The 25082-nt window shown below is 61.9% G+C and carries 24 protein-coding genes; 18 read left to right on the top strand and 6 right to left on the bottom strand.

All coding sequences use genetic code 11. From position 1 onward, the window contains the following. Positions 1-9 precede the first annotated feature (9 nt). The 4 genes from NKI41_RS09310 to NKI41_RS09295 all read left to right on the top strand — a co-directional run bounded on the left by NKI41_RS09310 (position 10) and on the right by NKI41_RS09295 (position 3666). Positions 10-1284, top strand: coding sequence for a glycosyltransferase (locus NKI41_RS09310; RefSeq protein WP_352682636.1), 1275 nt, complete (start codon positions 10-12; stop codon positions 1282-1284). Then, entirely contained in the window at positions 1281-1628 is a 348-nt protein-coding gene (locus NKI41_RS09305; protein WP_352682634.1) for a cupin domain-containing protein, read from the top strand. Before NKI41_RS09310 ends, NKI41_RS09305 begins: the two co-directional genes overlap by 4 nt. Positions 1629-1651: 23 nt before the next feature. After that, positions 1652-1996, top strand: a complete 345-nt coding sequence (locus NKI41_RS09300) for a cupin domain-containing protein (RefSeq protein ID WP_352469622.1) — start codon at positions 1652-1654, stop codon at positions 1994-1996. 161 nt (positions 1997-2157) lie between these two features. After that, positions 2158-3666 carry an aldehyde dehydrogenase family protein gene (locus NKI41_RS09295; RefSeq protein WP_352682632.1) on the top strand — a complete coding sequence of 503 codons (1509 nt, stop codon included), beginning with the start codon at positions 2158-2160 and terminating at the stop codon, positions 3664-3666. 127 nt (positions 3667-3793) lie between these two features. Here the strand turns inward: NKI41_RS09295 and NKI41_RS09290 are convergent, their stop codons facing one another. Then, the gene (locus NKI41_RS09290) at positions 3794-5125 is read right to left on the bottom strand and encodes a PQQ-dependent sugar dehydrogenase (protein ID WP_352682630.1); all 1332 of its coding nucleotides are present in this window, start codon (positions 5123-5125) and stop codon (positions 3794-3796) included. 398 nt (positions 5126-5523) lie between these two features. On the opposite strand from NKI41_RS09290, the gene NKI41_RS09285 reads away from it, so the two are divergent. Next, complete coding sequence (locus tag NKI41_RS09285) at positions 5524-6483, top strand: DMT family transporter (protein WP_031211408.1); 960 nt, start codon at positions 5524-5526, stop codon at positions 6481-6483. A gap of 68 nt (positions 6484-6551) precedes the next feature. Here NKI41_RS09285 and NKI41_RS09280 read toward each other — a convergent pair whose 3' ends face one another. Then, positions 6552-7748, bottom strand: a complete 1197-nt coding sequence (locus tag NKI41_RS09280; RefSeq protein ID WP_352682628.1) for an ROK family transcriptional regulator — start codon at positions 7746-7748, stop codon at positions 6552-6554. 143 nt (positions 7749-7891) lie between these two features. On the opposite strand from NKI41_RS09280, the gene NKI41_RS09275 reads away from it, so the two are divergent. The 12 genes from NKI41_RS09275 to NKI41_RS09220 all read left to right on the top strand — a co-directional run bounded on the left by NKI41_RS09275 (position 7892) and on the right by NKI41_RS09220 (position 20432). Continuing rightward, positions 7892-9157: an ABC transporter substrate-binding protein gene (locus tag NKI41_RS09275; RefSeq protein WP_023675509.1), complete on the top strand. Its 1266-nt coding sequence runs from the start codon at positions 7892-7894 to the stop codon at positions 9155-9157. Between the two features lie 57 nt (positions 9158-9214). Further along, positions 9215-10153, top strand: a complete 939-nt coding sequence (locus NKI41_RS09270) for a carbohydrate ABC transporter permease (protein WP_352682626.1) — start codon at positions 9215-9217, stop codon at positions 10151-10153. After that, a complete protein-coding gene (locus NKI41_RS09265) occupies positions 10146-11048 on the top strand; it encodes a carbohydrate ABC transporter permease (RefSeq protein WP_292660005.1) in 903 nt (300 codons plus the stop codon). Before NKI41_RS09270 ends, NKI41_RS09265 begins: the two co-directional genes overlap by 8 nt. A gap of 10 nt (positions 11049-11058) precedes the next feature. Then, positions 11059-12156 carry an ABC transporter ATP-binding protein gene (locus NKI41_RS09260; protein WP_352682625.1) on the top strand — a complete coding sequence of 366 codons (1098 nt, stop codon included), beginning with the start codon at positions 11059-11061 and terminating at the stop codon, positions 12154-12156. Between the two features lie 4 nt (positions 12157-12160). Beyond that, positions 12161-12934, top strand: a complete 774-nt coding sequence (locus NKI41_RS09255; RefSeq protein WP_352682624.1) for an SDR family NAD(P)-dependent oxidoreductase — start codon at positions 12161-12163, stop codon at positions 12932-12934. Between the two features lie 37 nt (positions 12935-12971). Next, positions 12972-13973, top strand: coding sequence for a sugar phosphate isomerase/epimerase family protein (locus tag NKI41_RS09250; protein ID WP_352682622.1), 1002 nt, complete (start codon positions 12972-12974; stop codon positions 13971-13973). After that, positions 13970-14782 carry an SDR family NAD(P)-dependent oxidoreductase gene (locus NKI41_RS09245; protein ID WP_352448128.1) on the top strand — a complete coding sequence of 271 codons (813 nt, stop codon included), beginning with the start codon at positions 13970-13972 and terminating at the stop codon, positions 14780-14782. Before NKI41_RS09250 ends, NKI41_RS09245 begins: the two co-directional genes overlap by 4 nt. Positions 14783-14983: 201 nt before the next feature. Continuing rightward, the gene (locus NKI41_RS09240; RefSeq protein ID WP_352682621.1) at positions 14984-16231 is read left to right on the top strand and encodes an ABC transporter substrate-binding protein; all 1248 of its coding nucleotides are present in this window, start codon (positions 14984-14986) and stop codon (positions 16229-16231) included. Positions 16232-16234: 3 nt separating this feature from the next. After that, positions 16235-17188 (top strand): carbohydrate ABC transporter permease, encoded by a 954-nt coding sequence (locus NKI41_RS09235; RefSeq protein WP_352682619.1) that lies wholly within the window; start codon positions 16235-16237, stop codon positions 17186-17188. A gap of 7 nt (positions 17189-17195) precedes the next feature. Then, on the top strand, positions 17196-18011 hold the full coding sequence (locus tag NKI41_RS09230; RefSeq protein ID WP_352682617.1) for a carbohydrate ABC transporter permease: 816 nt from the start codon (positions 17196-17198) through the stop codon (positions 18009-18011). A 22-nt stretch (positions 18012-18033) separates the two neighbouring features. Continuing rightward, entirely contained in the window at positions 18034-19368 is a 1335-nt protein-coding gene (locus tag NKI41_RS09225) for a sulfatase family protein (protein WP_352682615.1), read from the top strand. A 68-nt stretch (positions 19369-19436) separates the two neighbouring features. Next, complete coding sequence (locus NKI41_RS09220; RefSeq protein WP_352682613.1) at positions 19437-20432, top strand: LacI family DNA-binding transcriptional regulator; 996 nt, start codon at positions 19437-19439, stop codon at positions 20430-20432. Positions 20433-20444: 12 nt separating this feature from the next. On the opposite strand, the gene NKI41_RS09215 is transcribed toward NKI41_RS09220, so the two are convergent. Beyond that, positions 20445-20885, bottom strand: coding sequence for a DUF2267 domain-containing protein (locus tag NKI41_RS09215; RefSeq protein ID WP_352448133.1), 441 nt, complete (start codon positions 20883-20885; stop codon positions 20445-20447). A 693-nt stretch (positions 20886-21578) separates the two neighbouring features. On the opposite strand from NKI41_RS09215, the gene NKI41_RS09210 reads away from it, so the two are divergent. After that, complete coding sequence (locus NKI41_RS09210; RefSeq protein ID WP_352469607.1) at positions 21579-22004, top strand: VOC family protein; 426 nt, start codon at positions 21579-21581, stop codon at positions 22002-22004. Positions 22005-22080: 76 nt separating this feature from the next. Here the strand turns inward: NKI41_RS09210 and NKI41_RS09205 are convergent, their stop codons facing one another. From NKI41_RS09205 to NKI41_RS09195, 3 genes are read right to left on the bottom strand one after another with little or no spacing between them, the layout of a single operon-like run. Then, entirely contained in the window at positions 22081-23277 is a 1197-nt protein-coding gene (locus tag NKI41_RS09205) for a glycoside hydrolase family 172 protein (protein WP_352448135.1), read from the bottom strand. A gap of 24 nt (positions 23278-23301) precedes the next feature. Next, on the bottom strand, positions 23302-24144 hold the full coding sequence (locus NKI41_RS09200; protein WP_352682611.1) for a carbohydrate ABC transporter permease: 843 nt from the start codon (positions 24142-24144) through the stop codon (positions 23302-23304). After that, positions 24137-25063: a carbohydrate ABC transporter permease gene (locus tag NKI41_RS09195; RefSeq protein ID WP_031211400.1), complete on the bottom strand. Its 927-nt coding sequence runs from the start codon at positions 25061-25063 to the stop codon at positions 24137-24139. Before NKI41_RS09195 ends, NKI41_RS09200 begins: the two co-directional genes overlap by 8 nt. Positions 25064-25082: the final 19 nt, after the last annotated feature.

The following is a 25082-nucleotide window of genomic DNA, read 5'->3' as shown; positions in this document are numbered from 1 at the left end:
GAACCTCTCATGGCGCAGAAGACGATCGCGTTCTTTCCGGAGGCCGCCTATGGCCCCGCGCTCAATTCCGTCGGCATAGCCCAGGCGATCGAGGCGCGCGGCCACAGAGCGGTGTTCCTGTCGGACCCCGGTTTCGTCGACGTCTACAAGGGCTACGACTTCGAGGCTCATCCGGTGAACCTGTCCGAGCCGATGCCGCCGGAACAGATGGCCACGTTCTGGGAAGACTTCATCAACGGCCACATCCCGAACTTCCGCAAATCGCCCTATGACCAGGTCGACAATTACGTGAAGGATTGCTGGACGGCGATCGTCGACAGCGCCAAATGGGCTGAGAAGGATCTGCCTGGCGTGCTTGCGACGATCAAGCCTGATGTCATCTGCGTCGACAACGTCATCCTGTTCCCGGCAATCAAGCAGTATGGCAAGCCCTGGGTGCGCGTCATCTCCTGCTCGGAAAACGAGATCGAGGACGAGGACATCCCGCCACATCTGTCCGGCTGCGGCGAGAACGACCACGCCTGCCATCGGCGTTACCGCGACCATTTCAACGCCGTCATCAAGCCGATCCATGACGACTTCAATGCGTTTTTGAAAGCGAACAACGAAGCGCCGTATCCGATCGGCCAGTTCTTCGAGGCCTCGCCGTACCTCAATCTGCTGCTCTATCCCGAGGCGGCGAAGTTCAAGCGCCGCTATCCGCTCGACCCGGCAAAATTCCAATATCTGGAAGGCTGCGTGCGGCAGGAGAAGCCCTACGTCGTGCCGGTTTTTGCGAAGAATAATGACGGGCCGCTGCTCTATGTTTCCTTCGGCAGCCTTGGCGCCGGCGATGTCGATCTGCTGAAGCGCATCGTCGCAACGTTGGGCAAGACGCGCTACCGGGCGCTGGTCAATGTCGGCGGCTACAAGGAGCAGTACGCGCAAGTGCCCGAAAACGTCATCGTCGAGAGCTGGTTCCCGCAGCCATCGGTCATCCCGCAGGTCGATGCGGTGATCCATCATGGCGGCAACAATTCGTTCACCGAGTGCCTGTATTTCGGCAAGCCGGCGATCATCATGCCCTACGTCTGGGACGGCCACGACAATGCGACGCGGGTCGAGGAGACCGGCCACGGCTTCGGCATGCCGCGCTACGACTGGAGCGACGCCGAGCTCATCGCCAGGATCGAAACCTGCCTGACCGACCCGGCAATCAGGGCCAAGCTGGCCAAGACGTCGGCCCAGATGCAGTCGCAGAACGGCCCGGAGAAAGCGGCTGCTTTGCTGGAGAAATTGCTGTGATCTCTGCCCCACACCTCCACCAAGCCTCGACCCGCACCGACCTCGTCGACTGGGGCACCCAGCCCGACGCGCTGGAAGGCGCTTCGCACTCCACCGGCAGGCTGGTGCACAAAGGGCGGAACAACCAGCCGGAATCCGGCATCTGGGTCTGCACGCCCGGTCGCTGGCGGCTGGCGATTCCGCGCGACGAATTGTGCCATTTCGTTGCCGGCAGTGCGACCTACAGATCGGTCGACGGCGAGGTGATCGAGGTATCCGCCGCCACGGTTGTCATGTTCCCGGCCGGTTGGACCGGCGAATGCACCGTCCACGAGACCATCCGCAACGTTTACATGCTGGCCTAAAGCCGGCCACTGGAGCTCCCGACATGCCGACACCGATCATGAAATCGCCGCTCGCCCTCACCGACCTGGTCGACTGGGGCGTCATCCCCACCCTGATCGACGGCGAATCCCGCACTTCCGGCAAGCTGCTGCACAAGGGGCCGGAGGGCCGCTCCGAATGCGGACTGTGGGTCTGCACGCCGGGCAAATGGCACTGCCACGTCACCCGCGATGAGTTCTGCCATTTCCTCGAGGGACGCTGCACCTATGTCCACGAATCCGGCGAGGTGATCGAGATCGAACCGGACACCGCAGCGTTCTTTCCGCAGGACTGGAAAGGCGTCTGCACCGTCCACGAGACCATCAAGAAAGTCTACATGATCCGCTGAACCTTCTCGATAATTCTACCCTACCGGACACCTGACGCCGTTTTCTCCGCTTCCGATGCTCATGGACTTTAATCTCCGCTCCGCTTCGGTTCTCGAAAACCACGCCGCCTGTCTCGGCAGGGTGAATTCTCAAAAAGGTTCCGTGCACACGGGAGGACAGAATGGACTTTTCACCTGACCGGCCGACCTTCTTCGTCAATCCGGATTATCGGCCAATGACCGGTGCGGCAAAACCGGTGATCGATCCGGCGACGCTCGAAACCGTCGGCGCGATCACCGCAGCCAGCGACGGCGAGATCGACGCCGTGCTCACCGCAGCGACCAAGGCGCAAACGGCCTGGAAAAAGCTCGACGCCAAGAGCCGTGCCCGGCATCTGCACGCCGTCGCCAACGCCATCGAGGCGGCCGACTTCACGCACTGCGCCGAGCTGATGGTGCGCGAGATGGGCAAACCCTATCCGGAGGCGATCGGCGAGATCGCCAATTGCGCGCCGATCTTCCGCTATTACGCCGAAATGGCGCGTGACGACGCCGGCAAGATCGCCGGCACGACGCAGGCCGGTTCGTTCCAGTATGCCCGCTACGAGCCCTACGGCACGTCGGTGCACATCATGCCTTACAATTTTCCGATCTTGTTGATGTGCTGGACCGTCGCCGCCTCGCTTGCCGCCGGCAATGCCTGCGTGATCAAGCCCGCCGAAGCGACAACATTGTCGACGCTGGATTACATGACCGTGTTCCGCTCCCTGCCGGAGGGCCTGGTTTCCTGCATGCCAGGCGGAGCAGCAACGGCGCAGGCGCTGATCGCCTCGGACCGCACGCATGCGGTTGCTTTCACCGGTTCGATCGCCGCCGGCAAGGCTGTCGCCGTCGCATGTGCAGAGCGCATGAAGCCTTGCGTTATCGAGGCCGGCGGCAGCGATCCCCTGATCATCAGCCAACACGCCCCACTGGACGTGGCGGCTGCCGGCAGCGTCACGGCTGCCTTCCATCTCACTGGCCAGGTCTGCACTTCGGCCGAACGGTTCTTCGTGGTTGATGCCGTTCACGACCGCTTCGTCGATCTGTTTGCCGAGAAAACGCGCGCGCTGCGTATCGGCAACGGCCTCGACAAAACCGAGATCGGACCGCTGGTCAGCGAGGCCGCGCGTGCGAAGGTCATCCGGCTGGTCGACGGTGCGATCCGCAGCGGTGCCAAAGCGATCACCGGCGGACGCATTCCGCCGGCACATAATGTAGGCTGGTTCTACGAGCCGACCATCCTGACCGGCATCACCGCCGATATGGCAATCGTGCGCGAAGAGTGTTTCGGGCCGGTCGCCGCAATCTGCCGGGTCAAGGATTTCAACGAGGCGATAGAGCTTGCCAACGACAGCCCCTTCGGTCTCGGCGCCTCGGTCTTCACCACCGATCTTGCCGAAGCGCATGAGGCCGCGGAGCGGCTCGAGGCCGGCATGGTCTGGGTCAACAATCCGCTGATAGACAATGACGCGTTGCCGTTCGGGGGCTGGAAGGCTTCGGGCCTCGGCCGCGAGCTCGGCCGCCAGGGTCTGGATGCATTCCGCCGCTCGAAGATGGTCATCATCGACCACAGACCGGAGATTCAGGGCTGGTGGTATCCCTATCCTGACAGCTGGTTCCGCGAGGCAGGCGGGCGCAAGCATGTTTGACACGACTATCTTCGGGCGTGCTGCTAGCTAATTGTTTAGGATATCCGTCTCCGCCGAATGCAGCCATATCGGGCGTGGCGCTGTAGCCGAAGGCTGGTGAGATCGGAATCAGAAAGGCCACCTGCGCTCAACGGCCGTTCGCCCGGCGGACCCGCCAGATGACATTACCGACGTCGTCGGCGACGAGCAGTGCGCCAGTCTGATCGATAGCGACGCCGACCGGACGGCCCATCGCCTCGCCATTCCGCCCGATGAAGCCGGTGAGCACATCCTTCGGGAGACCGCTCGGTTTGCCCCCACGGAACGGCACGAAGATGACCTTGTAACCGCTGCGCACACTCCTGTTCCACGAGCCGTGCTGGCCGACGAAGGCGCCGTTGCCGTAGGCCGGACCGAGTTGCGCGCCTTTGGAGAAGGTCAGTCCCAGCGAGGCGGTATGAGAGCCCAGGGCGTAATCGGGCTTGATCGCTGCCGCCACGAGATCGGGGCGCTGCGGCTTGACGCGTTTGTCGACGTTCTGTCCGTAGTAGCTGTAGGGCCAGCCGTAGAAAGCGCCGTCACGAACCGAGGTCATGTAATCCGGCACAAGGTCGTCGCCGATCTCGTCACGCTCGTTCACGGCGACCCAAAGCTGGCCAGTCTCAGGATTCCAGGAGAGCCCGTTCGGGTTGCGCAGGCCCGAGGCGAAGACCCGAGTGCGGCGGGTAGACCGATCCACTTCAAGGACAGCGGCGCGGTTCTTCTCCGCGGCTATGCCGTTTTCTCCAACGTTGCTGTTGGAACCAACGGTGACATAGAGCTTGCGTCCATCCGGAGTTGCGATCACGTCCTTGGTCCAATGATGGTTGAGGTCCCCGGCCGGCAAGTCGATGATCTTTTCCGGCGACGTGCTGACTCGGGTCTGGCCATTGGAGTAGGGGATAGCGACGAGCGCATCGGTATTCGCGACATAGAGCTTGCCTTTGGACAGCGTCATGCCGAAGGGCGAATTGAGGCCTTCCGCGAACGTCGTGCGCACATCCGCAATGCCGTCGCCATCGGTGTCGCGCAGGAGCGTGATGCGGTTGGCGCTTTTGGTCGCGGCGCCAGCCCGCTTCATAGCCAGGTCCATGAAGACCTTTCTAAGACTGGAGCCTTCGTCATGCTTGGCAGGGGCATTGGTTTCAGCAACCAGCACGTCGCCGTTCGGAAGCACATGTAGCCAGCGCGGATGGTCGAGGCCGGTGGCGAAGGCGTTCACTGTCAGCCCCTTCGCCGGGGTCGGCATACCTTCTTTCTGCCAGCCTTTCGCCTCGGCGATGTTAACAGTCGGGATCAGCGTCGGTCTTGGTTTCGGTAATGTGGGGTTGGGGCCATAGCCGGATATTGCCCCGGTTTTTTGCGCCGGAATGCCAGCGCAGCTTGCCATGACGGTGCCCAACACCGCTACGAGTACGCTTCCTGGGAAGCCGGCATGCATCGGACGTCCTCCGCATGGATTTGTGTCGCGCTCTTTGTGCAAACGGAAGTCAGTGGCTTATTCTTCCAATTGCTTCGAAACAGCGGCGCTCGTAATCCGAGGGCCAGGAATTCGCGACAGATCTGCGCTCGGTAGAAATATGGCGCGAGAAGATTGTGGCAACCGCGCGAATATCTGTCGCGCAATATAAATCTCACATTTGTATCGCGCGAAATCGGTACGGCTTGCGCTTTTCGGTATCGAGTTGCTCATGGGCCAACATGCGTTCGAATGGAAGGAGACCGTGAACGGCGGGACCCACAACGACCCACCGATTGCACCAGCTGGTGAAACAGCTGTTGTTGCTGCTTAGCAAGACGCCGCAAATCTGCTAAAGTCTGCGGTGGGAGGAGACGGATATCCAATCGCTGCCGATAGCACATCCAAGTGTAGCGAAGGCGACACCCGGCGCATCACTTCCGCTCGCCTATTCCCTCGCGACGCTCTGCTGGCTCCTGTCGGCCGGCGTCTATATCGCCGCCAAGTGGGTTGCCCCCGAGATGCCGCCTTGGGCGCTCTGCTTCTGGCGGCTGACGCTCGCGTGCGCGATCCTGCTGCCTATCGTCCATCGTCATCACGGGGCGATGCTCGTGCTGATCCAATCCCGGGTGATCGAGGTGCTGGTCATCGGCACTATCGGGCTAACCTTGTGTCAGGGCATGATCTACACGGGCCTCAACTACACCAACGCGACAACCGCCGGCATCATCATGGCGCTGTCGCCGATCATGACTATGGTGCTTGCCCGCTTCGTGCTCGGCGAGCCCCTCGGTATCTGGAAAGCGCTTGGAGCGCTGGTCGCTCTGGCCGGGATGGTGGTGATCGTGGCGCGCGGCGACCTTGCCGCGCTGATGCAGCTGCAGTTCAATCCCGGCGAGTTGTGGATCGTCGGCAGCGCGTTTTGTTGGGGCCTCTACACCGTGCTGCTGCGTCGCGCCAAATTCGCTATCGAGCTTCTGCCGATGGTGGTCCTGCTGCTGGGAGCCGGCGCGCTGGCCGCACTGCCCTTCTATCTCTGGGAACTGTTTTCCGGGGATCGTTCGGCGCTGCATGCGAACGGCCTTCTGGCTCTCGCCTATGTTGCCGGCCCCGGCGGCGCTCTGATGTACTATCTCTACAACCGTAGCGTCGAGACACTTGGTGCGGGGCGCGCGAGCATGCTGCTCTATCTCCAGACCGCCTTCGTCGCCGTTCTCGCTTATCTGGTCCTTGGCGAAAGCTTGCACGACTACGATCTCGCCGGCGCCGCCTTCATCATCGCCGGCCTGCTGCTCGCCACCGCGATCAAGCCGAGGCAGCGCACGGTGCGTGTCGCGTAGGCAAACATCAGTTCCGCTGCTTCGGCGAGCAGCTCGCAAAATCAGAGCGCCACCCGAAGCAAGCCGGGTCACTGAAGCCGGCTGTTGTGGCGCAGCACGAGGCCGACCGCGCCGAGCAATGCGTCGTTCTCCGTGTGCTTGCCAACGATTATCCGCGTGCGCAGCGCAGGCGCCACATCGCGGGACTTGATGAGCGTGTGGCGTTCATATGATGCGATCAGTGGCGCCAGGAGAATGTCGCCCGCCAGGGCCATGCGGCCGCTGATGATGATGAGCGGCGGATTGAGAACCGAACCGATCAGGCCAAGGCCACGGCCGGCGAACTCGGCGGTGTCCTCGATCATCCGCAGCGCCCTCACGTCGCCCTCCTCGGCCATCATGATCACGTCGTCCATCGTGACCGGCCGCCGCACGATGCGCGAAATCTGCTCGAGCGGTCCGGCAAAGCTGGCATAGAGCTCCAGGCATCCTCGATTGCCGCACCGGCAAAGGTCGCCGCCGGGATCGATGCTGATGTGCCCGAATTCGCCGGCGCCGCCGGCGATGCCGCTCACCAGCCGACCGTGCTGGACAATGGCCCCGCCGACGCCCAGATCGACCTTGAACAGCACGAAATCGTCCTGGCCGACGGCCGCACCCCACATCAGCTCGGCAATGGCCGAGCAGTTGCTCTCATTGTCGGCGAAGATCGGCTGTTCAAGGACCGGCCCGAACACATCGCGGATGTTGACCCCGGCCCAGGTCGGAACGATACTCGCGCGCAGCACCACTCCTTCGCGGCTGACTGGGCCCGAGACGGAGACCCCAACCCCCAGGAGCCCCGCCATCGGCAGACCGTTCTCTTCGTAGCATCGGGCAATTACTGACTTGGCGAGCTGGGCCGCCTGTTGCGGCTGGTAGTCCAGGCCCATGGGGATAGTTTGTTCGGCAACGAAAGAATGCGAGACGTCAGCGACGACACACCGCATCTCGTCGAGGCCCAGATGGATGCCGACGCAGGTGCCCGCAGCGGGATTGAGCGTCAATGTCGTGGCAGGCCTGCCGATACCCCTGGCCGCGTCATGATGGGCCGGGGATTCGATCACCATCCCTGACTTTCTCAAGCCGTTGAGCGCGGTTGAAACCGTCGACCGCGCCAAACCGGTAATGCGGGTAATTTGCGACGCAGAAAGCACGCCGCGCTCGCGCAGGCATCGGACGATCAGGCTCTCCGGCGACGCCGACGGCCTGTCGATCAGCCAATTTCTAAGCGAAGGTTTGTTCATGATGGGCACAAAGCACGTTGACTGATAGCCCAGATATGTCATCTTGGAAAGAACGGAGATTACTGCATCTCGCCGGCCACGACCTCAAATCGCGGGCCACAAGCGGTCGATACGAACCGTGCATCACATATGGGAGTGAAACGATGAAATACCTGAGGACGGCCTTTGCGGCCGCTACCGCCTTCACCTTGATTACCGGAACAGCCCTCGCGGAGCCGAAGACCAACCTCTTGCATCAATGGGCCACCGGATCGGACGCCCAGGCTATCGCCAAGCTCGGCGAGATGTTTACCGCCAAGGGTGGCACCTGGCAGCAGACCTCCATCGCAGGCCATACGGCCAATACATTGGCCAAACTGCGTGCTGATGTGATCGCCGGCAACGCACCTCCCGCTGTGCAGCTAAAGGGCCCCGAGATCGCCGAATGGAACGAGACGGGCATGACAGCCAATCTCGACGACCTGGCGAAGGCGGAAAATTGGGAGAAGGTCGTCGCTCCCGAATTGCTGCCGGTGATGAAGCCGACCGGGAATTGGGTGGCCGCGCCGATGAACATCCACCGCATCAACTGGCTGTGGGCATCGCCGAAGGTCATGAAGGACGCGGGCGTCACCGAGATGCCGAAGACATGGGCGGAATTCAACGCCGCCTGCGACAAGATCGTGGCCAGCGGCAAGATCTGCATTTCGCACTCGACCGCCGACTGGACCGACTCGACCGTCTTCGAAGTGGTCGTGTACGGTCAGGACCTCGATCTCTACAAGAAAGCTTTCGTCGAGGGCGACGTCGATGCCATGCGCAGCGACGGCATGGTCAAGGCCTTCGAGCAGTTTCGCACCATGACCTCGAAGTACATGGACCCCGGCATGAACGGGCGTGACTGGGATACCATGTCGCATCTCGTCGGCCGCGGCGAGGCCGCCTTCCACATCATGGGCGACTGGACGATCGGCCTGCTGACGGCCGGCGGCTTCAAGGAGGGCACCGACTATGTCTGCGCTCAGGCGCCGACCGATTGGGGCAAGCCCGGTTTCATCTTGAATTCAGACTCGGTCGTGTTCTTCAAGCAGAAGGACCCGGACTATATCGAGGGACAGAAGCTGCTTGCCAGCATCATCCTGTCGCCCGAATTCCAGACCATTTTCAATCAGACCAAAGGGTCCATTCCGGCCCGCCTCGACGTCGATCTTTCGAACGGCTTCAATCCCTGCCAGCAACTCTCGCAAAAGGATCTGCAAGCCTCGATCGCCGCCGGCACGCTCGTCCGTTCGATGGCGCACAACATGACGGTTCCGCAAAAGGTCCGCGGCGCAATAATGGATAGCATCACGGAGTTTGTAGCAACGCCGGATATGAGTGCGCAGGACGCGGCCAATGCGATGGCGGATGCGGCCGAAGCGCAGAAGTGACGCTGCCGATGATGGCCGGGGGCGAAGCTCCCGGCCAGACCTCGCCGGAGCAGCCCGATGTCCACCCATGATCTGATTGTACCAGCCGCAGCTGCCGCGGCCCGTCCGTGGCGCGAGCGCCTTGGCACGATGGTGCCCATTCTGGTGCTGGCGCCGTCGATAGCGGCGAGTTTCATCTATGTTTTCGTCTTCACGCTCTGGACGCTCTACATCTCGCTGTCCAATTCGTCGCTGTTGCCGACCTATGGGTTCGTCGGCCTGGACAATTACGCTTCGCTCTGGGCAAACCGGCGCTGGAACATCGCCTATACCAATCTCTTCCTGTTCAGCGGCTTCTATATCGTTGGCTCGATGGCCGTTGGCCTGCTGCTCGCGATCGCGATCGACCAGCGCGTCCGCGGCGAGGCGGCTTGGCGCACCATCTTTCTCTACCCGTTGGCGGTGTCCTTCATCGTCACCGGTACGGTGTGGAGTTGGCTTTATAATCCTGTCGACGGTATCCAGGCCTTCGTTCGCGGGCTTGGCTGGACCGACTTCAGCTTCGCCCTGACGGCCAACCGCAACACTGCGATCTATGCGGTGATCATAACCGGTATCTGGCAGTCGTCCGGCTTCGCGATGGCACTTTTCCTGGCCGGTCTGCGGTCAGTCGATCCGGATCTCGTCAAAGCCGCGCAAATCGACGGTGCGTCGGTTTTCCGGACCTATCGGAAGGTCATCCTGCCAACCATCGCTCCGATATTCCTGGCGGTGGCGGTCATTCAGATACAATTCGCCATCAAGACCTTCGACCTGGTGGCGGCGTTGACGCGAGGCGGCCCAGGTGTGTCCACCACCTTCCCCGCCATCTATGTCTACGACCTGATGTTCCAGCGCGGGCAAATCGGCGAGGGTGCCGCCGCGGCGATGATGATGCTCGCGGCGGTCGCGGTGGTGCTGGTGCCGTACTCCTTGTGGATCGTCTGGCGCCGGCGGGCGGAGGGCCGCAATGGCTGAAATTGCCCCTAATGCCCGTTTTGATCCGGAAGAAGCCGCTGCCACGCGCCGGCATTTCTGGAGTCGCTTCCTTGTCTATGCCGTGCTGACGCTTTTCGCGGTCGTCTATCTCGTGCCATTGCTGGTGGTGATCTTCAACTCATTGCGCGAGCAGTCGGAGATTGCCCGCAACGGCCTCATCTCCGTACCGCGCAGCTTCCGGTTCGATGCGTGGGCGCAGGCCTGGGGATCCTACTGCGTCAGCGGTACCTGCGAGGGCATGAAGCGCAATTTCTTCAACTCGCTGGCGATGACGATCCCCGCCACCATCATCTCGACCATTCTCGGCGCCATGAACGGCTACATCCTCTCCAAATGGCGCTTCAGGGGTTCCGAACTGATCTTCAATCTGATGCTGCTCGGCGTATTCATGCCCGGCCAGATTTCGTTGATGCCGTGGGCGTTCCTGCTCGGCAAGCTCGGCCTGACCAATTCCACATACGGGCTGGTGTTGATCCACGTCGTCCAGGGCATCTCGTTCACCACCCTGTTCTGCCGCAATTTCTACGTCAGCATACCGGACGACCTGATCAAGGCGGCACGCATCGACGGCGCCGGCTTCTGGCGGATCTTCCGCAAGATCATCCTGCCCCTGTCGCCGCCGATTCTGATTGTCACCGTCATCTGGCAGTTCACCGGCATCTGGAACGAGTATTTGTTCGGCGTCGTCTTCACATCGGGCCAGCAGCAGCCGATTACGGCGGCGTTGGTCGCGCTCACGGCCGGCGGCACGACCGCGCGTGCTTACGATGTGATGAGCGCAGCCGTGCTGATCGGCGCGTTGCCTCCGCTGCTGATCTATCTGTTTGGTGGAAAATACTTCGTGCGCGGCCTCACCCAGGGCGCCATAAAATGAGGCGTCGCCCATGTCCGCGTTGATGATCCGCAACCTTCACAAGAGCTACGGCTCGCTCGAGATTCTTGCCGGCATCGATCTCGAGGCTAAGACCGGAGAATTCGTCGCCCTTGTCGGCCCGTCGGGTTGCGGCAAGTCAACCTTGCTCGCCATGATCGCCGGACTGGAAACCGTCACGTCGGGCGAGATATGGATCGGCGACCGGCTGGTGAACTCGGTGCAACCCAAGGACCGCGATATTGCGATGGTGTTCCAGTCATACGCCCTCTATCCCACCATGACGGTGCGCCAGAACATCACCTTCGGCATGGAGAGCCGCGGCGTGCCAAAAGCGGCGCAGGCGGAAGCTGTCCAGCGGGTTGCCGCACTCCTGCAGATCGAACAGCTGCTTAAACGCAAGCCCGGCCAGCTCTCGGGGGGCCAGCGGCAGCGCGTTGCGATGGGGCGTGCCCTCGTGCGCGACCCGAAGCTGTTTTTGTTCGACGAGCCCTTGTCCAACCTCGACGCCAAGCTGCGCGTCGACATGCGTACCGAAATCAAGAAGCTTCACCATCGCGTCGGCAAGACCACGGTGTATGTCACCCACGATCAGGTCGAGGCGATGACGCTTGCATCCCGCATTGCGGTGATGAACCGGGGCTCGGTACAGCAGTTCGACACGCCGAAGCGGATCTACGACCGGCCGACCAACATGTTCGTTGCCGGTTTCATGGGATCGCCGGCGATGAATTTCATTCCCGCCCGGCTTACGGGCTCGACCAGCATCTCGGTACGCGCCGCTGACGGCAGCGACGCCAGCCTCGCCCTTGCCGCGCCGATGCCCGCCGGTGCGCCAAAGGACGTCGTGCTCGGTATCCGGCCGGAACACATCTACCGTTTCACGACCGATCTGAAGTCGCGCAAACCTGCCGTGGCGTCCATGCAGGCGCCGGTCGAATTGGTCGAGCCTACCGGGGCCGAGACGCTTGCCGTGCTCAGGCTGGGTGACCTGGAGATCACCGGCCGTTTCGAGCCGGATGACGCTCCCGTCATGGGCGAGACGATAACGCTCGGCATCGACATGTCGCGCGCCTGTCTGTTCGATCCAACAACCAAGGCGCTTCTGTAGTTTGATGTCCGTACAATTCGCGACTTATCCGAGCTTGACCGATCGGGTCGTGCTGATCTCCGGCGGCGCCTCCGGCATTGGCGCCGATATAGTCCGCGCCTTCGTGGCGAACGGCGCCCGGATAGCCTTTCTCGATGTGCAGGACGAACCAGCGGAGGCGTTGGTGCGCGAGCTCGCTGGTGCCGCCGGGCAGGCTCCGTTATATCTCCATTGCGATGTGACCGACGTCGATGCGCTAAAGGCGTCGGTAGCAGGCGTGCGTGCGCGGCTTGGTCCGGTCGCCGTCCTGGTGAATAACGCAGCCAATGATCGGCGCCATCCCATCGACGCGGTAACGGCCGACTATTGGGACCGCAGCTTCGATGTCAATCTGAGGCATCACTTCTTCGCCGCGCAGGCAGTGCATCCGCATATGAAGGAACTCGGCTTCGGCTCGATCATAAACTTCTCCTCCATTGCCTGGCGGTTCGGAGCGGACCAGATGGTGGCCTATGCCACCGCCAAGGGGGCCGTGGTGGCGCTGACGCGTGCGTTGGCGCGGTCGTTCGGACCGGATAACATCCGCGTCAATGCGATCGAACCCGGCGCCGTCATGACCGAGCGGCAGCGCGAGCTGTGGTTCAAGACGCAGGAGGCAGTCGACCAGACGGTGCAGCGGCAATTGATCCGCCGCGTCCTGCTGGGCGAGGAGATTGCACGCACGGTGCTCTTCCTGGCAGCCGACGACAGCCGCATGATCACCAAACAGTCCATTACCGTCGATGCTGGTCTGCGCTAGTGACGCCTCTCCGCTCTCCATTGGAACCGCCAAGCTGATGCTTCGTCTCGGCCTCAACCCCTACGGACTGACCTATCATCTCGGACTGCAGGGCCGCGGCACGCCGCGGCACAATCCGGACGGCGCGGGGCTGGAAGGCTTCATCACGCTGGGGCAGGAACTGGGCGCACGCACGCTCGAGATCTACGAACCCTGGTTGACCGACTTGACTGACGCCGAAATCGTCGCGCTGCGCAGGCGTCTTGCCGCGCTGGACATCGTCCCGGTGGTGAGCGGCGGACTGCTGATCGCAGATCCGCTGGACACCGCCTTCCGGGCTGCGCGCCTGCTCGAGGCGACGACGATCCGTATCGCACTGACGCCTGTCCTGTGCGGCGACCGCAATGCGTGGGGTCCGAAATGGAGCGAGTTCAACGCAACGATTCGCGCTGCCTTGACGGAATGGGGGCCGCGTGCGGCGGCCGAGGGACGCGTGCTCGGCATCGAGAACCATCAGGACTTCGGCAGCGACGAACTGGTTGCGTTCTGCGAACTTGGCGGGCCGGGTGTCGGCATCACCTACGACACCGGCAACACCTTTCCTGTCGGCGAGGCGCCGCTTGCCTTCACGCGCCGGATCGCGCCCCATGTCCGCCACGTTCACCTCAAGGACTATCGCGTCCAGTTCACGGATGAGGGCTACCGCCTGGTCCGCTGCGCGATCGGCGACGGCGCCGTGCCTTTCGCCGAACTGGCAGCCATCCTTGGCGAGCACCACGACACGCTGACGGCGGTGCTTGAGCCCGGCGCGCTGGAGGCCCGTCACGTTCGCTGTCTCACCGACGACTGGTGGAACGGATATGCGCCGAAGACCGCCCGCGAATTCGCGGCCTGCCTGAGTGCCGCGCGCCTGAACCGCCTTGCGGACGACGCCGACTACCGCACGCCATGGGAGCGCGATGATGACGGTGCGCTCGTTTCGTACGAGCTCGACATGATCCGGCGCAGCGCCGCCAACCTGATGAAATTCGATTTCATTGCAATGGAGAAATCAGCATGACTGCCCGAGAACTCAGCGGCCTGACCGCCTTCGTCACCGGCTCGGGACGCGGCCTCGGCCGCGTGATGGCCGACCGCTTGGCCGAACTTGGCGCAAACGTCGCGGTCCACGACCTCGATTGGGCCCGGCCATCTCAATATGGCGAATTCGCGGACCTCGGCGACTCTGCCAGGGGCTTGGAGAAGCACGGGACGCGCATCACCGCGGTCACCGGCAACATCGGCGACAAGCAAGCTGTCGCGGAAATGAAGAGGAAGATCGAGGCGGAGCTCGGCGACGTGCACGTCTTGGTAAACTGCGCCGGCGGCGACATCGGCGCCAAGGGCGTAAAGCCCAATCCCAACAACGCACTGGACATCGACTACGAAGACATCAAGGTTCTAACCGAGAACAACCTCATCGGCACGATGCTGGTCTGCCAGGCGTTCGTTCCGCCGATGGTCAAGCGTGGCTCAGGCTCGGTGATCAACATCGCCTCGGCGGCAGCGCATATCGGATGCTCGCCTGAGGTGGTCTACTCGACGCTCAAGGCGGCTGTCGTCCATTATACGCGCTGCCTCGCCAAGGAACTGATCGACGATGGCGTACGCGTCAATGCGGTGAGCCCCGGTGCCACCAAGACGGCACGGTTCCAGGCGAGCCGCGTGGTCGATCCGCAGCGCATGGATTCGAGCAAGAAATCGCTGAACCGGTACGCGGAGCCTGAAGAGATCGCCGAAGCGGTGGCCTTCCTAGCCGGTCCGCGCGCGCGCTTCATCAACGGGCAGGTAATCCGAGTCGATGGCGGTTTCACGATCTTTCCAGGTTAGGCCGCGATCGTCCATACCGGGTACCGGAAGCAACTTCGCCATCGCGCGCTGTAGATAGCTCCGCCCGAGTTCGGCCAGAACTATGCACTGCATTGCAGTCGGAGCTTGACAAAAACTGCGGTATAGCGGGTACATTAATCGAATAATATGACGCCATTCCATTGTGAGGAAGGCGGGTGGCAAACCAGGGAGGAGACCAAGATGAGCCGCTACAAGTCAGTCGGATTCCTGCACGGCATGGTTTTGGGCGTGGCCCTGACGACCGCGACTGCGGCCCATGCCGAGACGTTGACGCTCTATTGGAACGCCGGCCACGCCTATCAAGCTTATGCCGATGCAATAGCAAAGTTCGAGGCCGATCATCCCGGATGGTCGGTGCAGTGGGAGAAATTCCAGTGGCCGGATATGCGCACTAAGCTGGTGGCGGATTTTGCTGCGAAGAGCCCGCCCGATCTCGTCGCCGAACCCGGCGGCTGGGTGCAGGAATTCGGCCAGCGGAATCTGCTGCGGCCGCTGAACGACTTCATAGAACAAGACGGCAAGGCGATCGGCTATCCCGACGATTGGCAAGCCTATTCCGTCGAGCGCAACAAACTCGGCGACCAGTACTATGGCGTCCAGATCCACCTCACCTGCGCCACCCTCGTCTACAACGTCGATATGCTGAAGCAGGCGGGCTTCGACGCGCCGCCTGCGACCTGGGAGGAGTTCCTGAAGGTTGCCAAGGCGACGACGGCCGGCGCCCGCTTCGGCTTCGCTCCCAACCCGAGCATCGGATATTATTCGTCGTGGCTGCTGCAGAACGGCGTGACCTACTACGATCCCAAGACAAACAAGGTCAATCTCGACAGTCCAGAGGCGATCGAAGCGATCCAGTTCCTCGCCGACCTGATCCACAAGGAAAAAGCAGCGACCAAGCCGGCGGCGGGTGCTGACTATGAGGGTCCGCAAAAGCTGTTCACGGCCAACCGGGTCGCCATGATCATAACCGGTCCGTGGGACGTGAAGCCGATCCGCTCGGGCAACCCGAAGCTCAACTGGGCGGTTGCGCCATCACTCAAGCACAAGGTGCAGGCGACGTTCGCGGGCGGCGTCAGCGTGATGATCCCTAAGGACGCCAAGCACCCGAAGGAGGCCTGGGAGTTGTTGAAGCGGCTCGTCGCGCTCGACACGGAACTGGCGGCTACCAAGGAAGCGGGCATGACGATGCCGCGCAAATCCTGGGCCAAAAACGCCGAGGTTCAGGCCGATCCGGTCATCGGCAGCTTCAGCAAATGCCTGCCTTACGCGCAAGACGTCACCGCCGAGCTGCGCCTCACCGGCAAGCACGCGCGAATCGAGAAGCTCCTGCAAAGCGCGCTCGAGGATATCATCTACAATCAGAAGCCAGCAGCCGAGATCATGCCGAAATTCGCGGCCGAGGCCAACGTCATCCTGGCCAACAACTAGCCGATGATCGTCAGCGGCAGCACCAATACGGCCGATACGGACATTCGCGTCGGCGCGATGCCGACCCGGCGAACTGGCCGCTTCAGCCGGCGCACCCGGCAAACGCTTCTCGCTTACCTGCTGCTGTCGCCAGCAATCCTCTATTTCTCGGTCTATTTCTTCTATCCGATCGGACTAGAGTTTTGGGCGAGCCTGTACAGCGGCCAGCCGCTGATCGGCGAGAGCCAATTCGCCGGATTGGACAACTACGTTGCTGCGCTCGGCGACGCGCGCGTTCGGCAGTCGCTCTTCGTGACGCTGGCCTTCGCGATAGGCGTCACCGCGGCCAGCATCGCCATTGGCCTCGGACTGGCGGTCGTGCTCAACCGGCCGATCCCGGGGCGCACTCTGATCCGCGCAATCATCTTCTTTCCTTACATCACCTCCTTCGTGATCGTCGCGTTGATGTGGCAGGCAATTCTCGATCCCTACACTGGCATCTTGAACAGCTTCCTTGCCGAGCTTGGGCTGCCGACCCAGAATTGGCTCGGCGACACCTCGACCGCGTTGCCGACCCTCATCGCCATCACGGTCTGGAAGGATGTCGGCTATGCCATGCTGATCTACCTCTCCGCGTTGCAGTCGATCCCGTCCGACTTCTATGATGCCGCATCCATCGACGGCGCCACGCCGACGCAGCAATTCCGCTATCTGACCTGGCCGTTGTTGACGCCGACCACGCTGTTCATCGCGGTCGTCAGCACGATCAGCCAACTGCAGGAGCTGGCGCCGGCCTACCTGATAACCAAGGGCGGACCGGCCGACGCGACGCGGTTCTTCAGCCTGCACGTGCTCGAGGCAGCCTTCTTCGAGCTCAACATCGGCTACGCCTCGGCGCTGTCTTTCCTGATGTTCCTGCTGATCCTGGCCATCACCTTCGTTCAGTTCCGCCTGCTCAACCGCGAAACCACCTATTGAGGTTGGCATGACATTGGCAAAAACGCTCCCGTCCTACCTACTGCTGCTCTTCTGCGTGGCGCTGTCGATCTTTCCGTTCCTCTACATGCTTTCGCTGTCGCTGCGGAGCGATGCCGACGTCTTCAGCGGCATTCCGATTCTGATCCCCGAGACGTGGCAATTCACGAATTACATCGACATCTGGCAGAAGGCGCCGTTCGCGCGTTTCACGCTCAACAGCTTCATCATCGCCGGCGGGATTACCTTCCTCCATCTGATCTTCGATCCGTTGATCGGCTACGTCTTCGCGAAGATGGAATTCGCCGGTAAGCGCGTCATGTTTGTCGCGGTGCTGTCGACGCTGATGATCCCATTCTTCATCCGCATGATCCCGCTCTATGTGCTCACCGCGCGGATGGGATGGCTCAACACCTATCAGGGCCTTATCCTTCCATTCGCCATGAGCGCCTACGGAATCTTCCTGATGCGGCAGTTCATCCGTCCAATTCCCGACGAGTTGCTTGACGCTGCACGGATGGACGGCTGCTCGGAACTCGGCCTTTACTGGCGCATCGTGCTGCCGCAGGTCCGTCCGGCACTGGCGACGCTGGCCCTCCTCACCTTCGTGTTCCAGTGGAACGAATTCCTCTGGCCGCTGGTCGCCGTCAACACCACCGAAATGCGGCCGATCACGACGGGACTGACGCTTTTCAACCAGGAATTCTTCACCCAGTGGAACCTGACGGCGACGGGCGGGATCATTCTCTTCATCCCGAGCCTGCTGCTGTTCCTCTTCACGCAGCGCTACTTCGTCCGCAGCGTGATGCTGGCAGGCATGAAATGACCATTCGAAGGCATTGCACCCTATGACGTCCCGCCGACCGAATGTAATCGTCTTCTTCACCGACCAGCAGCGTTGGGACACCGTTGGCGTCCATGGCAATCCGCTCGAGCTTACGCCAAATTTCGACCGCCTCGCCGGGACCGGCACGTTCGTGGCGAATTCGTTTACCTGCCAGCCCGTTTGCGGACCCGCCCGCTCCGTATTCCAGACGGGGCGGTACCCGACCATCACCGGCTGCTACCGCAACGACATCCCGCTGCCGAAGAGCGAGCGTACGCTCGCGCATCATTTCACCGCGGCAGGTTATGACACCGCCTACATCGGCAAGTGGCACCTGGGGTCCGCCGAGCCGGTCACCCAGGAACAACGCGGCGGCTATCGCTACTGGCTGGCCTCCAACATCCTGGAGTTCACTTCCGGCCCCTTCGACACCGTCGTCCACGACAATGACGGCAAGGCGGTGAAGCTGCCGGGATACCGCGTCGATGCCCTAACCGACGCTGCAATCCGCTATGTCGCATCGAGGGGAGACGAGCCGTTCTTTCTATTCCTGTCCTTCCTCGAGCCGCATCACCAGAACCAGACGGACAACTACCCTGCCCCGCTCGGATACGAGGACAGGATCCGCAAGAAGCTCGCCATTCCCGGCGATCTCGCCGCACTTGGCGGCACGACAGCGGAACATTTCCCCGGCTATCTGGGCATGGTCGCACGCCTCGACGAGGCGTTTGGACGGCTGATCGAGGCGCTCTACAGCCTTGGCCGGCTTGACGACACGATCATCCTCTTCACCTCCGACCACGGATGTCACTTCAAGACCCGCAACAACGAATACAAGCGTTCCTGTCATGAGGCGTCGATCCGCGTGCCGACGCTATTCCACGGCCCCGGCTTCCAGCGCATCGGCACATATGAAGGCCTGGTCAGCCTCGTCGATCTCGCGCCGACCCTGCTCGCCGCGGCCGGCCTGAAAGTGCCCAGTTCGATGCAGGGCGTCTCGCTGCTCGACGCACTGCAGGGCGAACGGCCGCCGCGCGACGAGATATTCATTCAAATCAGCGAGCACCATGTCGGCCGCGCCTTGCGCACCAGACGGTGGAAATATGAGGTCGAGGCACCGGGAAAAGACGGCTGGCGGGATTCCGGCAGCGATTTCTATGTCGAGGCGAGGCTCTACGACCTCGATGCCGATCCAAACGAACTAACCAATCTCATAGCTTCGCCCGATCACGCAGAGACGCGTGCATGGCTGCGAGGCCGCATCGTTGCCCTGATGGAGGAGGCCGGCGAGGCAAGGCCCGAGATCCTTGCCGCCGGGCATGGAAGCTGGAATGAAATCCGGCTGAGCGACAGCTGATCATGTCACGTCGCGCAGCGGATCCAACAATGCACGAGAGAAGTCCCGATCGCAGAAAGGCGCCGACCATGGCCGATGTCGCCCGGCGCGCCAATGTATCGACCGCTGCCGTGTCCTACCTGCTCAGCGGCGACAGCACGCGCCTGAAGTTCGTCGGCAAGGAGGCGCGGCAGCGCATCCTCGAGGCCGTCGCTGAGCTCAACTATGTGCAAAACCGCACCGCGCGGCAGCTGCGCCGCCAGCAGGCCGAGCGAATCTGCCTTGTACTGCCTCGTCTCGGCGTGCCGTTCAGCGACCGGATCGCGCAGGATATCCAATCTGGAGCGGCGCTGAGGGGATTTTCGACAATTATCACCGCGGGAGACACGTTCGAACGAACCGACCGGATCGTGAGGGAAATCGAGAGCGGGCTGGCAGACGGCATTATCGCCGACTGGCAGCATCTCTCCGAGCCCGAGGTGATGCTCTTGGCCGCGCGCTTGGCGGCCGCGGGCCGGCCAGCGGTGATCTTCCATCCGACCATCGAGCCGGCAGGCTTCTCGGTTGTGCGCCAGCATACCGGCAGGGCCGTCTTCGAGGCACTCGACTACCTCTACCGAGCCGGCCATCGCTGCATCGCCTATATGGTGCATGAGCAAGCGGTGGACGGGAGCCGTCTCGCCGCCTATCGCAGCTTCCTGCAAGCACGCGGCCTTCCGCTGCGAGACGACCTGGTGATCGGCGGTGCAGAGGCGCGCAAGGCTGCATTTGCCAATGCTACGGCGCTGGCCGCCCGCAAGGATCGGCCGACCGCGCTTTTCGTCGAATCCGATCTTGCCGCCGTGACCGCCCTGCACGCATTCGAGGAGGCCGGCCTCTCCGTGCCCGGCGACATTGCAGTCATCGGCTGCGGCAATATCGACGAGGGCGAATTCAGTCATCCGGCATTGACGACAATCGGCCCCGAAACTGCCCACTACGACCATCTTGCCGATCATCTGATCTCATTGATCTCGGCAACACCGGGCGCAATACCTACCCTTTTCAGCGTTTCGTGGCAGTTGGTCCGTCGCGCGTCCGCATGAGCAGGATCGCCGCTATTTGACGCCCACGCTTTCAGGCCAGAGGACCTGGATTTCCTTTGGCAGCGCATCCCGCACCTTTGCCGACTGGCCAAGGTCGATATGCCGTGCAAGCACACGCAGCACAGAGCGTGCCGCATCCTCGGGATCGACAGGACGGGTCGATTTCAATTCATCGGCGATGTGTTGCAGGAATTTCTCGAGCGAGCGTGTCTTGTCGGGCATGTCGGCCGGCCGATAGCGATCATAGTAGGCGCCGCGCACGAGCAGCGGCAGTTCCGCTCCCAATTTGGCCGCCAGTCCGATCTGCAGCCTGTCGCGAAGGGTTCGCAGAACGGCGCCCAATGTATGCCAGGCGACGTGTCGATCCGGACCAAGATCCGCCATGATCTCGTCAAGCCAGATGTTTGTTATTTGCAGCGTTTTGTCGAAAACGTCCAAGCCGGTTGCGCTCATCGTCGCCTCCTCGAAAGGTTCTGCGGGCGAAACGGCGACCGGAGATTATTGTTTCGTGGTCCTGTGAAAATCGTCCTGGCAAAGCGGCGGAAACCGGTTCGGTCGGAGAGCCTGTCGGCGTCAGGTCTGCTCGACACTCTGCATCTGCTGGATTTCGGCGATCTGTCGGAAGCGGCCGTTTTCCACCCCGTTGAGTGCAGTCACAGCGGCCAGATTGTCACCCTTTTCATCCCACCGAACGGGCTCGCGATAAGCGATTCCCTTGAAACGGATATTGTGCACCGCCGCCAGAACGTCGCGCCGGCTCGGATGTCCCCTTGGATACAGTGCTGGCGTCTTTGATCGCGGCAAGGAGAAGGCAGGCCGAATCGTAGGCATTCACGGCATAATTGCGCTTCGGCTTCGCCGTCCGACGATCTCGCCAGCTTCGGCGAGCGTCGCTTCCAAGCAATCCCTTCGCGCGTCAACGACGCCCGTTCAACCTTCCCACAGTTGTATTCGGCGCCTGCGTTCCGATCATTAAAGTCGGCCTTGCTGATCCGAAAGGTGGTTGTCCTCCGCCTAACTGAGCTTGTGCTCATCGGTTCCGAACGCCGTCTCAGCAATGAGACCAGTCCTCACGTTGCCCGAGCCCGGGTATCTCTTGACTGACTGAGCGGCCCGCGCCGACAATGGCATTGGGAAGATGGCGGGATGGCGCCCACGGTGTTCGGCACCACTTGGCGATCAAGCTGCGAAAGGGCTGTCATGGATTGGAAGCTGGAGCTGGTCCCGGTCCCCGTATCGGACGTCGATAGAGCAATTGCCTTTTATGTTGGGAAGGTCGGCTTTCATCTCGATCACGACCACACCGTAAGCGACGAGATACGTTTCGTGCAATTGACGCCGCCCGGTTCGGCCTGTTCGATTGCCATGGGCAAGGGCCTCGTCGACAGCCCCCCGGGATCCATAAGGGGCCTGCAACTCGTCGTGCCCGATATCGATGAGGCTCACCGGTACCTGGCCGCTCAAGGTATCGAGGTCAGCGATATCAAGGATTTTCCCTGGGGCAGATTTGTCTTCTTTGAGGATCCCGACGGCAACACCTGGTCTGTCCAGCAACTTCCACCTCGCAGCTGAGGCGGCACGCTGCGGCAGGGTCGTGCCCCGACACAGATAGCGCGGGATGCACGGTTCAATTCGAACGCATCCCGGCCTAACGCCTCTTCTCGTCGAAGGCGGCATTCCAATTGTGATAAGGCGCGCGATAGGTGGGGATGCGGTCCTCGACATCGACAAGCGCTTCGAACGGTTTGTGCGGTTCGGCCTGATACCAGAAGGCGACCGACGAAATGTCGTCCGAGCGGCGATTGGCGTGACCGTGCTCGATGGTCACCCGGATGCGTTTGTGGAAGATGACCGGGTCCTCTATGTGCCAGCGATAGAGCGTAACCGGCTCGGTCCAGTTCGGCCCGCCGGCGGCGATGATGCCGTGATAGGGCGCGCTGTAGTCCTGTGTCGGGCACCATGCCGTATTGAAATAATCTTCCGTGCCGGTGCCGTGCAGCGTCGGCGGCCAGGCATCGTTGACGCCGGGGCCGGTCTCGCCGCGATCGTCGATCAGTTCGGCCTTCGGTCCGATGCGCGGATCGGGCTTGCGCACTGTATCCGGCACGGAAATGCCCGGCTCGCCGTCGACGAAGATCATGTCGTCGCCCTCGCCATACCAGTCCCATAGTGCGGAACGCCGCCGCGAATAGACGGAATAGAGCACGCCGACATAGTGGCCGTGACCTTCCGCCTCCAGGATGGTGTAGTTGCCGTTCCCGTCGGTGTTTTCCCCGCCAAACAGGACCTGCTCGTTGGCCAGCCCCGTCTCGTCTATGCCGTCAGGTCGCTGCTGCCTGTATTGGGCGTGGAAGCGGCCCAGGCCTTCCTCGAGTTCCTCATGCAGTTCGAGATCGACATAGTAATAGAAAAGCAGGTCGTCCTCAGCCTCATTGGTGACGGTGAAGCGCATGTGGCTGGCAAACGGCATCGGAAAGTAGCAGTTGAAGGCCTTGCCATCCTCTGGACTTGCCTGCACCGGCAGGCTGGCAAAATTGCGGGTGCGGGCATGGCCCATGCCGAAGAAATCGCCGATCGGCGTTTCGATGCTCGGATGTGCCTCACCATCCCAATAGGCGCGCAATACGATCTTGCGCAGGAACGCCTCGCTCTCGCAGGCGAGCGTCGCCCAGATATGCGTGACGATGCCGGCACCGTCATGCTCGGCAATCACCACCGTCTGGCCGGGTTCAATGTGCAGCCGGTCGTCATTGCCGCCGGTGCGGTCGTAGCTTGAGAACCGGCGGGTTTTGGCGTCGCGCAATTTGGCGAGCCCGCGAAGCGGCGACAGGCCGGCATTATCCATGTGTTTCTCCTCTTGCTTCAGCGGTTATTTCAGGCCGCTTGTCTTGATGGATTCCATGATCTGGCGCTGGAAGATCACGAAGAGGACCAGCATCGGCACGGCGACGATGGTCGAGGCGGCCATGACATAATTCCAGGCGGCGGCGTACTGGCTCTTGAAGTTCGCAATGGCTACCTGCACCACCCAGAGGTTGAGGTCCGATGTGATCGTCAACGGCCACAGGAAAGCGTTCCAGTTGGCGAGGAAGAACAGGATCGCCAGTGCCGACAGGATCGGCCGGCTGAGCGGCAGGATGATGCTCCAATAGATGCGCCAGTAGCCGGCGCCGTCCATGATCGCGGCTTCTTCCAGTTCCCTGGGCAGCGACAGGTAGTATTGCCTGAGCAGAAAGATGCCGAACGCGTTGAAGATCGCCGGAATGATCAGCCCGGCATAGCTGTCCAACATGTGCAGCGTCCGCGTCAAAATGAACAGCGGCACGATGATTACTGGCAGCGACACCAGGAAGGTCGAGAACATGGCGAGGAACAGAATGTCGCGGCCCGGAAAACGCAGCCGTGCGAGCGAATAGCCGGCCATCGAATGGAAGAACAGCGCAGCGACGGTTACTGTGGCCGACACAAAGAACGAATTGAAGAGATAGCGCAGGAACGGCACCTCGGTCAGCACATAGAGGAAATTGCCGAGCGTCGGCCGTTCCGGAATGAGGCTCGGCGTGAAGACGTCGCTCGCCGGCTTGAGCGAGATGACCAGCATCCAGACAAGCGGGAACACCGTCATCAGGCCAAGCGCTGCGGTCGCCAGCATCCAGGCAAGCCTCGCCGCTCGTATCTGCGAACGGCCGGAATGAGTTCGGCCGTCAGTCATGCTCGAAACGTCCGCCGCGCGTCAGCACGAAGAAGAAGACCGTGACCAGCATCAGCGCCAGCACCAGCAGCGATGCCATTGCCGATGCATAGCCGAAGGCGCCGAACTGGAACGCCTGCTTGTAGATGTAGATGATCAGCACCGAGGTCGAATTGACCGGCCCGCCTTTGGTCATCACATAGATCAGGTCGAAGACCTGGCCGCCGGCGACAGCCGCGACGAGCGAGACCAGGAGGACGAAGAAGCTGGTCGGCTTGAGCAAGGGCAAAGTAATGTACCAGAAGCTTGTCACCGGCCCGGCACCGTCGATCTTTGCGGCTTCGTAGTACTCTGCCGGGATGTCCTGGAGCCCGCCGAGGAAGATCAGCATGTAGAAACCCATCAGGAACCAGACGCTGACCAGCACCAGCGTGAACAGCGCCAGATTTGGATCGCCGAGCAGCGAAATTCCGCCGAGACCGACGAGCGGCGCCAGCCGGCTGACGATGCCGACCTTTTCGACCAGCATGAGCTGCCACACGAGCGCCACCACGACCAGGCTGACCATCTGCGGCGCAAAGAACATCGAGCGCATGACCGCGTTGAAGCGGTTGGTCTTCTGCACCAGAAGCGCCAGTCCCAGTCCGGCGACGTAGAGCGCCGGCACCAGCATGACGGCATAGGCTACCGTCACCTTCACGGACGACCAGAACAGCGGGTCGCCCCACATGCGCCTGTAATTGCCGAACCCGACGAACCTGTAGCCGCCGAAGCCGTTGACCTCGAAGAACCCGACTACGAGCGACAGCAGCATCGGTACGCCGACGAACACCAGCAGGCCAAGCGCATCGGGCAGGACGAACAGCCATGCGGCGCAACGCTCCCTTTGCTTGGCGGTGAGGCCGCGGGCGGAATTCGCGCCCGCGGCTGGCGGTTTCATCTGATCCATGCTGGAAAGG

It is taken from the genome of Mesorhizobium sp. M0601, from assembly GCF_040320845.1.
Classification (GTDB): domain Bacteria; phylum Pseudomonadota; class Alphaproteobacteria; order Rhizobiales; family Rhizobiaceae; genus Mesorhizobium.
The sequence above is the reverse complement of the archived record's forward strand: the minus strand, read 5'-3'. Positions and strand labels throughout refer to the sequence as shown.